Raw genomic sequence first — 15042 nt, forward strand, 5'->3', positions numbered from 1 at the left:
TCGACCCTAGCTTAGCTGGCACCCATTCGTCTGCATGTCATCGATCCAGATTTCGAAGCATGGAAAACGCCTGTTTAACTCTGCTCCACCTGCCCAGGTCGACATCAACGATCAATCTTGCCGGGCGTAAGAAGGTTAAGTTATGCGCGGGCGTCTACCCTGAACTCCATTGCGTCTTCTTCTAAATCGGTCAGAGAAAGCCAGACCGATCTTTTTCACATCTTTTCGTGTGAAGTGCGAAATTTCATTGCAGAACCGTTGGCAGCGGCCATTTTGCCGATGGAAACCGTCGCCAACCAGAAAGGTTGATGCTCCACGCCTGACTCCAGCGCGAGCCAGCGCTTCATCGTCGGCCACTTTTTTTTGCAAAGACAACGTTCCGGGGTTCGGGTTTGTTCAGCATCGCCAGTTCGGCGCCGCCCGCGAGGATCTCCCCTCAGGTGGAGAGAGTAAAGCGCGGTCCTAGTGAGAGAGCCGCTGATGCTCGAAGAATAGCGCCGCACGCCCCAAAGAAATCACTTGATCCTTACGCAGCGTCAGGCCGTAGGTTCGCGTTCCGGCGAAGCCCTCATAAAGCGCGTCGGAAATGCCGGCGGAATAACGGACGTAACGCTGTCAAGCAGTCGAATGTATCGGCACCGTGTCGTGCGTGAAACGTGGATCAGGAGCGAAAGGTTGTTGTCGGGATGAAGAACCGCGGAATTATGTTCGCATTGCTCGCTCTCGTCACATCTCCGGTCTGCGCCGCGACGTTCAGCGGTGCTCCGCGCATCCTCGACGGCAATACGATCGAGATCGACAAAACCAACGTTCGGCTCTCAGGCATCGAAGCTCCTGAGACGGACCAGATTTGTCTCGACGCCAAGGGCCGGAAATGGGCCTGCGGCGTAGCTGCTCGCGACGAGCTTATCAAGCATTCAAATGGGCGAACCTGGGATTGTCATACCCAGAGAGTCGATGAGTACAGACGAGCCCTCGGTAACTGCTTCATCGAAGGCGAGAATGTGAACGTCTGGATGGTACGCTCGGGCTGGGCACTATCGGCTGCTCCATCTCACGCTGTCTATGAGTTGGCGGCAAGCACAGCCCATACGGGACTGTGGTCGGGAGCGTTCATCGCTCCCTGGGACTGGCCTCGCCGCAATAAGGGCACGATTATCGTCGGCGCGTGGTCGGTTCCGATCGACGCGCAGGAAGTACTGCTCGGATCCGTCCTGCTGTCGGAACCGCCGTCCCCCGAGTGCCTGATAAAAGGCACTGTCGAGCGCAGCGGCGAGCGGATCTATCACCTGCCAGGGCAAGCCAGCTACGAACTAATCGACATGACGAAGAAGCGTAGCGAACGCTGGTTTTGTAGCGAAGCGGAAGCCGAAGCCACCGGGTGGCGTAAGGCCGTGCGTTGAGGCGACACATGCATGCAGCCAATTCTCCAAATATGTACCATTTAACCAGGACCGCGCGTTCGCGCCGTTCGCTGTTGTTGTTTGCTGCGTCGACAGTTTTCCTGCGATTCGGCAATAAGATCGCCGATGCGAAGGAAGCAAAAAGCACGCCCAAGCCAGATAACCTGCTGTCGCCAGATGCTGCCCTGAAGCGGCTGCTGATGGGAAACGAACGTTATGTCCAGGGTGCATCACGAGCCGACGATCTTAGGCGCGAGCGTTCGGCTTTGGTCGAAGGCCAAAATCCATATGCGGCGGTTCTGAGCTGCGCCGACTCTCGCGTGGCGCCCGAATTTGTGTTCGACAGCGGGCTAGGTGATTTGTTTGTCTGCCGCGTCGCCGGCAACTTCGCTAATGATGATACACTCGCCAGTATGGAATATGCGGTCGCAGTACTGAACACGCCGCTAATCCTCGTACTAGGCCACGATCATTGCGGCGCGATAGACGCTACGATCAAGTCGCTCCATCAAGATAAGCCGCCGCCAGGGCACATTTCAGCCCTGGTGACCGCACTTGCTCCCGCCGTGAACGCATCTCTAGGGCAGGCCGGCGATACATCCGCCCGCGCAACCCGAAACAATGTGATCGACAATGTCAACAAACTCAGATCGACGGGCCCTATTCTGAAGGCTGCAGTCGAGCAGAACCGGCTGAAAGTCGTCGGGGCCCTGTATCGGATCGACAACGGTAAGGTCGATATTGTCAGCTGACACTAGCACATTCACACCCGAGGCAAATCATCTGCCGTGCGATACGGCCCTTCCGCTCCGCTGTTTGGTCCATCGTCTGCGACAAATGCCCCGGATACCATCCGCTCCACAATAAATGATCAACTCGGGAAGTGCTTCGGTATGCGTGGCGTCTTGATTCTGCTCATGTTCTACGTACTCATGCTAGCAACACGCGGCGAGCATCAAAAAACGCACCTAACGCGTCCGACAGCGTTCATGCCTCCATATTGAGTTGCAAACCCAATAGCGTGGTTCCGGCAGCAGATCGCGATAAAGCGCATTGCCTGGCTGTGAACTCCAGAGCCGGCGACGATCCTGAGATCTTCTGGCTCCGATCGAGCACGCCATGAATGGTGTTGCTTTATCACCAAGCTCAGCCAGGGCTGCAGATCACATAGAACAACCAGCAGGACTGGCCGCCCGGTCTGTAAACGAACATGCCACCCGCGCCAGTAGGCCAGCCGCATCCATCATTCGTTAGATAGTCTCGTTCGCCGCCAAGGGACCCGGCCCGCAATGATGATGCCGTTGAAAGCATGGTTGTTTTCACCACGATCTCGCATGCACTGCCTGATATTGCGCACAATCGCACGACCCGCCCACTTGCACAATTTACTATCCGTCCTCCATAACGAGGTCGATACGAGACGAAACTGGCAGCTTGCAGATTGCATAGTGTGTACGCGAAGCCCATCAGGTTGTTAGTTGCTGCGGACACAGTAAATTGTGCCAGATTTGTCAGCCCAGGCGAATACCAGAACAATGATTCAAGTGTTGCGCACCGTCTGCCAGCCAGAAATCATCTGGCAACCGATCGACTTGGCAAGCAAGCTCTTCAACCACGGCGTCGCTCAGTAGGAAACAGAAGACTAGCTTCAGAACGTGGATCCCTCATCAGTCGCAACGCTCGTAGTGCGGGCATGCTGCGCGAATTTGGCAAGCTCGGCCAAAATCGGAAGCATTGGAAAACCGCCGAAGATGGAGGCGCCGGCGGCTGCAAAAGGGGTCGACAGGTCAGAATTCTGCCCGAATTTCTTGCGTCCTGTAGGACAGAAGGTAGACAGCTCGTGTGCTGCAACGAGCCTCCTAAGCTCCCCGGGGCCTCTTCGAAGCGCCTTGTCTTTGCTTGCATGAGCCGGGTACTCTTGCAGTCACCTCGAACAGATTTGATCGCGTAATTCAGCGTCTTGAGCTCCGTGCGTTTGCTGAACACCAGCTGTCTGGAGGTCCGCTTCTAACCAGGCGCTCACCCGCAGTCGCACGAACGGCTATTGGGCTGTTGGTGGCATCGGGAGATCGGAGCGGGTGCTAATTTTGGCATTAACGTTGAATCTGGCCGGTCGGCGAACGAGGTCCGCTTCTGTCGTTTTGCTTGCGGTTTGTTGAGTCAATGACATTGGCGGAAAGTATACACGAAATTCACGAGCATGTGCTGGCACCGCGCGGCGGAATGATCTCGCGAGATTCGGACAAGGCCGGCAGACATGCTTAATGGCACGCCGATTGCTGGAACGATGAAAACTAAGTCGCAGGCTTGAGCGCTCTCCCGAGCATAACTCAGGAACTCCACACTTGGTTCGACCCGGCTTGTCCGACGTGTGAGCACACGTCCATGGAGAGGACATGACATCGCATGCCCCGATCAACCGCCGGAGACCCAGTCCGGCAACGACGGCCGATATCGCGCCGCCGCCTACCGGCTGTTTTGCCGGCCAGCCTCCATGCAACGGCAACAGCTCCATCTCAGTCTAGCTTCCCGGCCCGTAAATTGGGAAGCTACCGTGCGCAATCACATGCAAGCGATATCAACTGCGACAACTCTGAGAATGTCCTCCCGCCGGTATGGTATCACCCAGTTTCGCCCCGTGCGCAGTCCATGAATGACGCGCGACCATGATCGGCACAAGACGCGGAGGACGATTTATGAACGCTTCACCCGAAAAGCAATGTCCCGAATCCCACACCGCGGCTGCGACCTGGGATAATCTGTCGCCGCTACTTGTCGAGATCCGTGCGCGTCGCAACGAGTTTGGCCCCGCGCAGGAAATTCCAAAAGAGATCATCGACGGCTTCAGGCGCATCGGCATCTATCGGGCTATGGTCGCGAAGCGATTCGGCGGCGAGGAGCGAACACCAGCCGAATTTTGCCGCCAGATCGAGCGCATCTCCGAGGCCGACGGATCCGCCGGTTGGGTCGCCAGCTTCGGGGATGGAGCTCGCTACCTCGCTGCTCTTCCGGACGACACGCTTCGAAAAGTGTACGCCAATGGACCTGACGTCGTATTGGCGGGTGCGCTCTTCCCGCTCCAGCCCGCCAGGCGATGCGCCGACGGATTTGTCGTGAACGGCGTGTGGCCATTCGCTAGCGGCTCGCCCGGGGCGGATTTGATAGGAGTTGGTATAACACTGGAAGACGATCCGGCCGGAGACCTCCCGCGTGTAGCGGTGATTCCGGCAGAGAAGGTTACAATCCGGCCCAATTGGGACGTCATCGGACTGCGAGGCACCGGAAGCCACGACGTTGTCGTCAGCGACGTCATTGTGCCAGAGCAATGGACCTTGATCCGCGGCGGTCCGGTGACACTTGATGGGCCGATCTATCGTTATCCGTCCGTCGCTTTCGCTGCGCAAGCGCATGCGATGCGTCGGCATCGGGATTGCGCGAGCCGCAATAGACGAGGTGATCGCCATGGCCGGAAGCCGCGCCTCGATCACTGGAGCGCCCGTGATGGCTCAGCGCGGCTATGTCCAACTTGAAATCGCCAAAGCCGAATCCATGCTACGTTCCGCTCGTTCCTTCTTTTACGAGGCCACGGAAGAGCTGTGGAAGCAAGCGCTCACGGGCGAGGTAAATCTGAGCACCACGATGCAAGTGCGGCTCGCCGCGACGAACGCCGCGCGGCAGGGCGCTGAGGTCTGCAGGATCTCGAGCGGTCTTGCTGGAACTGAGGCGCTCTATACCAGCAGCAATCTAGCACGCGCCATGTGCGACAGCTTCGTGGTTGCCCAGCACGCAGCTTTAAACGAGGGAACGCTTCAGAGTGCTGGCCTCGCCCTGCTCGGAACTGCAATACAGCCCGGCTTTCCATGAAGTAAAGGGATCAGGCGCGGGCAACAGGCCACGCGAATGGATTACCGGACCGGCGTCATGATGTGGTCTGCTGCTGAGGACGTGGCGACCTTGTTTCAATGTGAACAAAGACACTACTGGGCTCTCCCTCCTTCAAAACGAAACCTCGTATCCTGGACCATTCGTTCGTCATCCAAACACGGCGATGTTTTTTGAGCCTCTACGCCCCTGCCCGATCATTGACGTGCCGAGCGGGATCTACCTGAATTTCTGCGCAACGGCTCGCGGTTCAACCGACGAACTTTCCAAATCACCGAGCGACGGGGCTCGACTCTCGCGGGCTGTGCCGCCTGGGCGCACGGTGCAGCACTGCACGGCGCAATATCCTGGCACTCAACCTTGCCGCTTATCGATGCGGCACGCCGACACTGGCAAGGGCAGTACGACATTGATGTGAAGCGTACCGTGCACCTCCATCGGAATGATGGATCAATCTGGCTCTTGGCCGCTGCTGGCGGATCGGCATCGACGGCGCGGAAGAGACGCTGCGGCCGCATGAGATCGCGCATCGCCTAACCCCCGTGGGTCGGTCAAAATCCCCCGGGTATGGTCACTTGAAACTCCCCCACCTGATGATCGCCGTCAGCGCCGCTGAACAGCAGTAGCCGGTCAGGCAGGACGTTTATGTTCGACCCCTTTAGCCAGCAAGGGGCCGGGGAGTTGAACGTCTTGAAGCGACATCTGCAAAGCACCGTACTTACATTACTTGATCGCAACACCAGCCAGCGCGAGATTCACCGGCTGACGGGTGTCGATCGCAAGACGATCCGGCGTTATCAGGCGCTGCGGGCCGGTGCGGAGGCAAATTCCCCCGGGGAAGTGACCACCGGCTCGGTGAGCGCGGACGGCCAAATTCCTCCACCCCGACCACCGGCTTTTGGGACATCGGAAGCGACGGTCACCAGCAGCCTGGCCCGTTCGGCTTGCGAAGCGCATCGGACGTGGATCGAAGAACAGGTCCGGCTGAAGCGGAACGCGCAGGCGATTTACCAGGACCTGGTTGATCAATTTGGCTTTCCGTCCAGCTACCAGAGTGTCAAGCGGTTTGTGCGCCGGTTGCGGCACGCTGATCCTGAGCAGTTTGATCGTCTTGAGTTCCTCCCCGGCGAGGAAGCTCAGGTCGACTATGGCGAGGGCGCGCCGACGGTTGATCCGAAGAGCGGGCGGTACCGTCGTCCCCGCCTGTTCGTGATGACGCTACGCTACTCGCGGCGCAGCTTCCGGCGGGTAGTCTGGAAGTCCAGCCAACAAGTCTGGGCGCAGCTCCACGAAGAGGCGTTCCGGTATTTTGGCGGGGTCCCCAGCTATGTCGTGCTCGACAACCTGAAGGAAGGCGTCCTCAAGCCGGATTTGTACGAGCCCCAGCTCAACCCGATTTACAGCGCGATGCTGGCTCATTACGCCGTGGTCGCCGATCCCGCGCGCGTGGCCGATCCAAATCGGAAAGGATGCGTCGAGAATGCGATTCAACATACCCAGGGCACTGCGCTGGCCGGACGGCGCTTCGAGACGCTGGAGGCGCAAAACGAGTTCTTGAGGCACTGGGAGGAGAACTGGGCTTCCAAACGCATCCACGGCAGCACGCGCCGTCAGGTCGAGGCGATGTTCCAGGAAGAGAAGCCGCACCTGCGGCCGCTGCCTGTCGCTCCCTTCCGCATCTTCACCGAAGTCGTCCGGACTGTCTGCGACGACACCACCGTACGCGTCGACAACAGCTATTACGCCGCGCGGCCCGCGCCGATCGGCAGCCAGGTCGTCGTGCGCATCTACACCACCACGATCGAGATCCGTGATCGCCACACCCGTGCGCTGCTGCGTGTTCATTCCCGGATGGCGCACCCCGGTTCTGTCGTCCTGCCGACCAGCGAACGGCCGTTCAACCCGTCGCGGCAAACCGCCGTGCTGCTGGCGAGCGCCGAGCGCATCGGACCGCAGACCAGGGCCTTGTGCCAGCAGGTGTTCGACACCGAAGGGCGCCCCGGACAGCGCGCGATGTGGGGCATTGTCGGGCTGGGCCGGAAGTATCCGGCGCGGCTGGTCGAGCAGGCCTGCGCGCACGCCATCGACAACCGCATCTACCGCTACAAGCACGTGCGTGCGACCGTCGAGCGGTTGTTCGAACAGGCGATCGAGCAGGTTGGAGTGACGCCACAGCCGGCATCGCCGCTCACCCAGGATCATCCGCTGATCCGTACCCCCGCGGAATACGGCGACCTCTTCAGCCGCGCTGTGCGGCGCGACGCCGACGACAATGGTCGGCAGGCCGAGGCTCACGACGATCACGCCACGGCAATCCGCGCTCGTGTCGCCTGCGCAACCCCGGCCAACTCCGGCGCCACGAGCGCTCCCGCTGCACCTTCTCACCTTAAACTGGAGACCTAGCCACATGATGACCATGCCGGAAATTGAGCGTTGCCTACGACAGCTGCGCCTGTCGGGTGTCCGCGACACGCTGCAGACGCGCGTGCTCCAGGCGCAGGGCGCCAACCAGCCCTTCCTCGAGACCTTCTCCCTTATCCTGCAGGATGAACTGGACCGTCGTCAGTCCCGTCTTATCGAGCGGCGATACCAGCAATCCGGGCTCGACGAAAAGCTGACGCTCGCCGAGTTCGACTGGTCCTTCAATCCCAAACTGCCACGTCAGACCTGCTTCCAGCTCCACACCCTGGCGTTCATTGCCGCTGGCGAGAACGCTCTGCTTGTTGGCAAACCTGGCACCGGGAAGTCGCACATCGCCAAGGCGATTGCCTATCAGGCGATCCTGCAAAGCCACAAGGTCCAGTATCTTGAGACCGACGACTTCTTCCACCGCTACGCCCTGAACTCTCCGGCACAACGCGAGGTCCGGCTGCGAACCATCATCGACTGCGATCTCCTCGTGCTGGACGATCTATTCCTCGCACGCGCCATCCCCGACGACGCCGGCACTTTGCTGCAGACCCTGATCCATCAGCGTTACAAACTGCGCCGCAGCGTCATCGTCACCTCCAATCGCGTCGTGCAGGATTGGGGGGCATACCTTGGGGACAACACTATGAGCACGACGATCCTCGATCGCCTTATGCATCATTGCCATCTGCTTGAGTTCGACGGACGCAGCTATCGGCTCAAAGAAGCCGCTGAAGCTCTTGCCCGGGAAACAAACTCAAACTAACAGTCCCTTGTCCTGCCTCGCGGGTGGAGGAATTTGACTGACCACACCCGGAGGAATTTGAAGTGACCCGCGGGGGCCTAACCGGCCATCTTCCGGCTGAAGAGACCCATGTCAGCCCTCCAATACAGCCAGCCCTCTGCCGTTGGGATGGAGTGACATTAGCAAGCTAGCCCGTCCTATTCGTGAGAGTGCGGCTTTTGGGCCCGATTGATGCGGCCGCACATCTTGTCTGACGAGGCGCACAGGATTGCCTTCGGCTTTTCGCCGCCTGACGACCGGTACTTTGCAACGCGCTTGAGGGATGGGTTGGGCGAACGGGGGCGGACGCCCCGCCGGTCAAGGACCGAGCGGCAGCAGCGCGCCGGGCAAGCCGCAGATCAGGTCGGCTTCGGGACATGCCGCGGCAAACGCAAGGCGAATGCGGCTCGTGGTCTCGACGACACGGGCGGCGATTTTCAAGAGCCGAAGACGCAGCGTCGCGAACTCGGCAGCGGCCAATTCCCGGGCTTTGGGAATGGCGTCGCGCACGGTCAGCATCAGCCAATAAGCGGCCGTATGGAGCACGAGACGGACCTGGTTGGCGAGCGCCGAACGGCAGCTGGTGCGATCGGAGGCGAGCTGCGTCTTATGCAGCTTGATCAGATTCTCGGCTTGGCCGCGCGCGCAATACAGGCTGTCGTAGATCCACTCGGCCGAGCCGACATCGAGGCTGGTGACGACGAAGCGGATGTCGAGGCCGAGCATCGTCGCCTCAATACGGGCGACAGTGCGCCGTTCGCGATCCCAGGACTTTGCCTTGTGGCGCGTCTCGGTATAGCCACGCAGAACCGGCAGGTTCTCGATGGCGCGTCGCGTGCGGATGTCGTCGGCGACCTCGTCGACTTTTCTGGCGAGAGGCTTGGTGCCGGACAGACCGAAGATGTAGTCGATGCCGTTGGTCTCGCACCACGCCATGGCCTCCGGCCGGGCATAGTGCCCGTCGCCACGGAACGTAATTTGCGTGTTGTGCCATCGCGTCCGGATATGCCGTACCAGGCGGCGCAGATGGGCACGCACCTCGACGCCGCCCGGCGTCTTGCCGGGCCGCAGCACGACGGCCACGGGCCGGCTCTTCTCCGTGTCGTAGACGTGGATCGGCAGGAAGCAGCGTTCGTCATAATGAGCGTTGAACAGCGAGAGCTGCTGATGGCCGTGGACGACGTCGCAGGTATCATCGATGTCGAGCGTGACGGATGCCGGCTCGCGCGGGTAGCTATCCATCCATGCGTCGACCAAAATGTAGGTCAGCCGGATCACGTCGCGCAGGCGCGGAGCATTCTCCAGCCGCGACAGCGTCGGCTGGGAACACAAATCCCGGCCCGTGTCCGGCAGCCGTCCGCAGGCCAGTTTGAATGCCGGATCGGACCTCAGATGATCGAGGTCGTCGGCGTCCTCGTAGCCGCAGCAGATCGCGAACATGCGAGCGCGGAGCATATCGACCAGGCTGTGCACGACCCGCGTCGGATCGCGCCGATCCGGGAACACCCGGGCCAGATTGTTGGCCAAACCGAGACGCCGCTCGGCCATCGCCAGAAGCATCACGCCCCCGTTCGAGGTTAGGCGCCCACCATCGAAGGCAGCTGTGACTTTCTTGGCGTGAACGGCTGGAAACGAGAAGGGCGGAATCGTATCGTCGGTCATGGCGGGCGTGGCGTTCGCGGTTGGAGGTGATGGGGTTGGCTTCGCAACCGAATCCTACGCCGCATCAGCGCTTTACCCCTCAGGCGCACTCTTACGAATAAGACGGGTTAAGTTGAAGAAAGATTGAGTGACTCCCGATCATTTCTGTGCCGAAACGTGGAGTCGCGGTCGTGCCGCGTCCAAAGAAACCGGCGCGAGCGGCCTATTAGACGCGGTAGGTGATCAGCCTCCGAAACGAGACTATCAAGCATGAAGAGATCGAGCGCGAGGCAGAGGTTTTATTTGTGTTGAATTCTTGCTTCTCGATAGTGGTCTGAAATCGTATCATCGGTCATGGCGGGCGTGGCGTTCGCGGTTGAAGGTGATGGGGTGGCTTCGCAACCGAATCCTACGCCGCATCAGCGCTTTACACCACGCTCGCCAGCCTCTCAGGCGCCCTCTCGCGAATAAGACGGGCTAGACCCGGTTTGGGGCGCGCCGACGAGGCCGCGCGATGGATTGGCGTGATCGGCAGTAGATCCTGGCGACTGCCGGTAGAGCGGAACCGACGAAGCGGCGTCATGAATGTGCGAACGCCTTGCTGCTACATCGGCTGTCCGATCGCCACGGCAGCGCCACGGCGCCACGGCCTTAGCTCCTCAGGATCGGATGGACCCGCTGACTGCCATGGCGCTGGCCGCACCCTACGGACCGGCTGGCGCTCACGCCGGCCCGAAACCGCACACCAATCGGGCTAACGATAGCCGCCCGCCTTGACGATCACCGTTGTGCGGGTGCGGCCATCACAGAGTCCGTTGATCAGGCGCGGCATGAATGAGACGCTAGATATGAGTAGCTGCTAGACACGCGTATTCCTGAGCAATACATCACCTTCCACTGCGCGCGGATAGTGAGCCGCCACTTCAAATGATGGCAATAAGCTAAGAATGGCTTGCAGGCTCAACTGCCCTTCGTAGAGCTCGCGATCACTATATTCGGTGTAGATAAAGCGCGTGTTGCTCAAGGTCCGCATACCGCCGGCGATAACGTCGGCTTCGGCTCCCTGAACGTCCATCCAGATGAAATCGACTCCGTCCAATTTGGCTTCGCTGCACCAGTCGTCAAGCCGCCGTGTTTCAACCGAGACAGGCCGATCAAACCGGACCCAATCATACTCGGTAAGATGATTCTTTGGGCGGCGTATTGAACCGGACAGGTCCCAATCTTTCGCATCCCCATCTGCATTACTCGGATGGAAGTCGATCGTCCCGTTTCGGTCACTGATGGCAATTTCTAGCAGCTTCACCTTATTGAGGGATGGACCGAGCTTCTTCTTGAAGCGCGCGATCGCTCGGGGGTCCGGCTCAAAGCAGTAAAGCTCGGGTTGCGGGCACAGCTCGAGGAACTTTTGCGTATCAGTCCCATCATTGCAGCCAATATCCAGGATGACCGGATTCGGCTTCTGCAGAAGTGAGACGATGTGCTGATGTACTTCTACGGACGACACAGATGCTCTTCCATGGTGCGCGGAGATCGGATGAATTTTGACTTGGAAGTCGATCACACGCCGGAAGCAGCTGCACAACGTATATCAAGGTATATTGCTCTTAAATCCGCCAATCCCTTCGATCCTCGACAGCTGTTTGGATGCCATCGACATCAAAAGGAGGGAGTCTATCGAGCACCTCGCGATGCAATTCTCGACCCTATCGCCGGAAAATGCGGCCTCAGTGAGTCAGATCGCCGTCTTGGCTTTTTGCCAGCCGAAAGAACGCCTTGGTTCAAGCGCCACCTGCCGGATATGATTTATGGCACGTGCCGAGCAGAGTGGCCCCTCGTGCATAGCAACAGCCCCTCATCTCGATGACAATTGCGCAAAAATGCGCGCTCTCGGCTCATGGCCGCCATCTCAGATAGTAGCTCCCGGCACTCTCTTCCTCGGAAACGCAGGCGAGGAACGCAACCGTGAAAGCACAGCGGTACGCGATGTCCGGCGCAATCAAGCTTTCGCGGCGCGTGCAAATTTCTTCAAGTGCTGCCGGCACGATGACCAGGGTGAATTCAATAGGGTTTGAGCGCCGCCGCTGGACACCGCTTGTGGACCGCACGCTTTGTCCGCCACAGCTGCTAGATGGTGCCGTCAGGCGATCACGTGCAATGCCGGCACCGCCGCCAACACGCGCAGTCTTTCGAACTGTCCAACGGCCCCCGGAGCAGCGTTGAAGTGTTCCCGGGATCAAAGCAGTATTCGAAGAAACGCAATGTCATTTTCACGACAGCGGGCGGGCTGGTGCACCTCTACGCGTTTGCTTCTGGACAACACACGCGCAGCCGCTGAATGCTTCAGCGGAACTGGAAGGGCAGATCGCTTAGCGCATTTCTGGCCTGACTCTTGCTACGGGCTGCTTGTCACATTGTGCTTAACTCCAACTTGTTCAGACGCTCAGGAGACCTCTATGAAATTCCGTCCGCTTCACGACCGCGTCGTGGTCAAGCGTATCGACGCAGAAGAGAAGACCGCCGGCGGCATCATCATCCCCGACACAGCCAAAGAAAAGCCATCGCAGGGCGAAGTCATTGCAGTTGGCCCGGGCGGCCACGATGATAGCGGCAAGCTAATTCCGATCGACATCGAAGTCGGTGATCGCGTGCTGTTTGGCAAGTGGTCCGGCACCGAGGTCAAGATCGATGGGCAAGACCTGTTGATTATGAAGGAGAGCGACGTGATGGGTGTTCTCACCGATGTCTTCTCCAAGAAGAAAGCCGCCTAATTCACAGCAAAGCTCACCCCTCCTGAGGAGAGCCCATCGGGCGCGCCAAAGGATGACTTAATAGGGACTGAAGGAATTTTCTATGTCAGCCAAAGAAGTGAAGTTCGGAGTAAACGCGCGGGACCGTATGCTGCGCGGTGTCGACATTCTCGCCAACGCCGTGCAGGTCACGCTCGGTCCGAAAGGCCGCAACGTCGTGCTCGACAAGTCGTTCGGCGCACCTCGAATTACCAAGGACGGCGTTGCCGTCGCCAAGGAGATCGAGCTCGACGACAAGTTCGAGAACATGGGTGCCCAGATGGTGCGTGAGGTCGCTTCGAAGGCTGCGGATGCTGCTGGCGACGGTACCACCACCGCGACCGTCCTGGCCGCTGCGATTGTGCGAGAAGGCGCCAAGTCGGTTGCCGCCGGCATGAACCCGATGGACCTCAAGCGCGGTATCGACCTTGCGGTCGAGGCTGTGGTTGCGGACCTTCAGAAGAACTCCAAGAAGGTCACCTCGAACGACGAGATCGCCCAGGTCGGCGCAATTTCGGCAAACGGCGACCAGGAGATCGGCAAGTTCCTCGCCGACGCGGTGAAGAAGGTCGGCAACGAGGGTGTCATCACCGTCGAGGAAGCCAAGTCGCTCGAGACCGAGCTTGACGTCGTCGAGGGCATGCAGTTCGACCGCGGCTACATCTCGCCCTACTTCGTCACCAACGCCGACAAGATGCGCGTTGAGATGGACGACGCCTACATCCTCATCAACGAGAAGAAGCTCTCCTCGCTGAACGAGCTGCTGCCGCTGCTCGAGGCCGTGGTGCAGACCGGCAAGCCGCTGGTCATCGTCGCCGAGGACGTCGAAGGCGAAGCGCTTGCGACCCTGGTCGTGAACCGTCTGCGCGGTGGTCTGAAGGTCGCGGCCGTCAAGGCTCCGGGCTTCGGCGATCGCCGCAAGGCCATGCTGCAGGACATCGCGATCCTGACCGGCGGCCAGGCGATCTCGGAAGATCTCGGCATCAAGCTCGAGAACGTCACGCTCAACATGCTCGGCCGCGCCAAGAAGGTGATGATCGACAAGGAGAACACCACGATCGTCAACGGCGCCGGCAAGAAGGCCGACATCGAGGCGCGCGTGGCCCAGATCAAGGCGCAGATCGAGAAGACCACCTCGGACTACGACCGTGAGAAGCTCCAGGAGCGTCTCGCCAAGCTCGCTGGCGGCGTCGCGGTGATCCGCGTCGGCGGCGCGACCGAGGTCGAGGTGAAGGAGCGCAAGGATCGCGTTGATGACGCGATGCATGCGACCCGCGCGGCGGTCGAGGAAGGCATCGTCCCGGGCGGCGGCGTCGCCCTGCTCCGTGCTTCCGAGCAGCTCAAGGGTCTGCGCACCGAGAACGACGACCAGAAGACCGGCGTCGAGATTGTGCGTAAGGCGCTGTCCTGGCCGGCCCGCCAGATCGCGATCAACGCCGGCGAGGACGGTTCGATCGTGGTCGGCAAGGTCCTCAACAACGAGCAGTACTCTTTTGGTTTCGACGCCCAGACAGGCGAGTACAGCAACCTCGTTTCCAAGGGTATCATTGACCCGGCCAAGGTCGTGCGCATCGCGGTCCAGAACGCCTCTTCGGTGGCCGGGCTGCTGATCACGACGGAAGCGATGGTTGCCGAGCTGCCGAAGAAGGCTACGGCTGGTCCAGCAATGCCTGCGGCCCCCGGCATGGGCGGTATGGACTTCTGATCGGCCTCCTTAAATTCTCGATGGCATGCAAAACCCTGGCGATAATGTCAGGTTTTTTTTGCAGCGAGCGGTCTGTAGCCTGCCAGTCGACGAAGAATACAGCCCATGGGCCTATCGGCCTATCCATGTGCGCGGCGGCAGGCCCCGGCTCAACTTGCTTGTGACCGTTCCTTGGCGGCGACAGGACCGCGTCCGGCACGACGCGCTGAGGGGATGGAATGTGTCTATGCTGACGATATTTTACGTTGGTCGTCCACTAGGCAGATGGCTGGGTGCTAGGCAGCAGGGCATGAACCCGCGCAGGCGCTTTCGCCGGATGCATGCCGTCGGGTTCGTCAGCTTTTGGACAGCTATTCGGTGTACAATGACTCTTGAAGTTAGCGGCGCGTGGTAGGGACAGCGCTCGCCCCGAGTATGCGTGGGGATTTC

The 15042-nt window shown here is 59.9% G+C and carries 11 protein-coding genes; 8 read left to right on the plus strand and 3 right to left on the minus strand.

Annotated elements, in window-relative coordinates:
• Nucleotides 1–215: 215 nt before the first annotated feature.
• Entirely contained in the window at nt 216–347 is a 132-nt protein-coding gene (locus J4G43_RS55495; RefSeq protein ID WP_256461374.1) for a hypothetical protein, read from the minus strand.
• Nucleotides 348–686: 339 nt separating this feature from the next.
• Between J4G43_RS55495 and J4G43_RS43485 the strand changes: the two genes are divergently transcribed.
• The 6 genes from J4G43_RS43485 to istB all read left to right on the plus strand — a co-directional run bounded on the left by J4G43_RS43485 (nt 687) and on the right by istB (nt 8460).
• Nucleotides 687–1403, plus strand: coding sequence for a thermonuclease family protein (locus tag J4G43_RS43485; protein ID WP_028182266.1), 717 nt, complete (start codon nt 687–689; stop codon nt 1401–1403).
• A gap of 8 nt (nt 1404–1411) precedes the next feature.
• Nucleotides 1412–2155, plus strand: a complete 744-nt coding sequence (locus tag J4G43_RS43490) for a carbonic anhydrase (protein WP_028144320.1) — start codon at nt 1412–1414, stop codon at nt 2153–2155.
• Nucleotides 2156–4099: 1944 nt separating this feature from the next.
• Complete coding sequence (locus J4G43_RS43495; protein ID WP_228411362.1) at nt 4100–4933, plus strand: acyl-CoA dehydrogenase family protein; 834 nt, start codon at nt 4100–4102, stop codon at nt 4931–4933.
• Nucleotides 4866–5267, plus strand: coding sequence for an acyl-CoA dehydrogenase family protein (locus J4G43_RS43500; RefSeq protein ID WP_249814705.1), 402 nt, complete (start codon nt 4866–4868; stop codon nt 5265–5267). The genes J4G43_RS43495 and J4G43_RS43500 overlap by 68 nt, the downstream gene beginning before the upstream one ends.
• 663 nt (nt 5268–5930) lie before the next feature.
• Complete coding sequence (gene istA / locus J4G43_RS43505) at nt 5931–7688, plus strand: IS21-like element IS1631 family transposase (RefSeq protein ID WP_100214066.1); 1758 nt, start codon at nt 5931–5933, stop codon at nt 7686–7688.
• 4 nt (nt 7689–7692) lie between these two features.
• Nucleotides 7693–8460, plus strand: a complete 768-nt coding sequence (gene istB / locus J4G43_RS43510; RefSeq protein WP_038952109.1) for an IS21-like element IS1631 family helper ATPase IstB — start codon at nt 7693–7695, stop codon at nt 8458–8460.
• 336 nt (nt 8461–8796) lie between these two features.
• Here the strand turns inward: istB and J4G43_RS43515 are convergent, their stop codons facing one another.
• A complete protein-coding gene (locus tag J4G43_RS43515) occupies nt 8797–10140 on the minus strand; it encodes an IS1380-like element ISBdi2 family transposase (protein WP_208084232.1) in 1344 nt (447 codons plus the stop codon).
• An 838-nt stretch (nt 10141–10978) separates the two neighbouring features.
• The gene (locus tag J4G43_RS43520) at nt 10979–11626 is read right to left on the minus strand and encodes an FkbM family methyltransferase (protein ID WP_028144322.1); all 648 of its coding nucleotides are present in this window, start codon (nt 11624–11626) and stop codon (nt 10979–10981) included.
• Nucleotides 11627–12575: 949 nt separating this feature from the next.
• Here J4G43_RS43520 and J4G43_RS43525 point away from each other — a divergent pair.
• On the plus strand, nt 12576–12890 hold the full coding sequence (locus tag J4G43_RS43525) for a co-chaperone GroES (protein ID WP_011084856.1): 315 nt from the start codon (nt 12576–12578) through the stop codon (nt 12888–12890).
• An 82-nt stretch (nt 12891–12972) separates the two neighbouring features.
• The gene (gene groL / locus J4G43_RS43530; protein ID WP_208088597.1) at nt 12973–14613 is read left to right on the plus strand and encodes a chaperonin GroEL; all 1641 of its coding nucleotides are present in this window, start codon (nt 12973–12975) and stop codon (nt 14611–14613) included.
• The last annotated feature ends 429 nt before the right edge of the window (nt 14614–15042 follow it).

Origin of the sequence: Bradyrhizobium barranii subsp. barranii, assembly GCF_017565645.3 — a bacterium.
Taxonomy (GTDB): domain Bacteria; phylum Pseudomonadota; class Alphaproteobacteria; order Rhizobiales; family Xanthobacteraceae; genus Bradyrhizobium; species Bradyrhizobium barranii.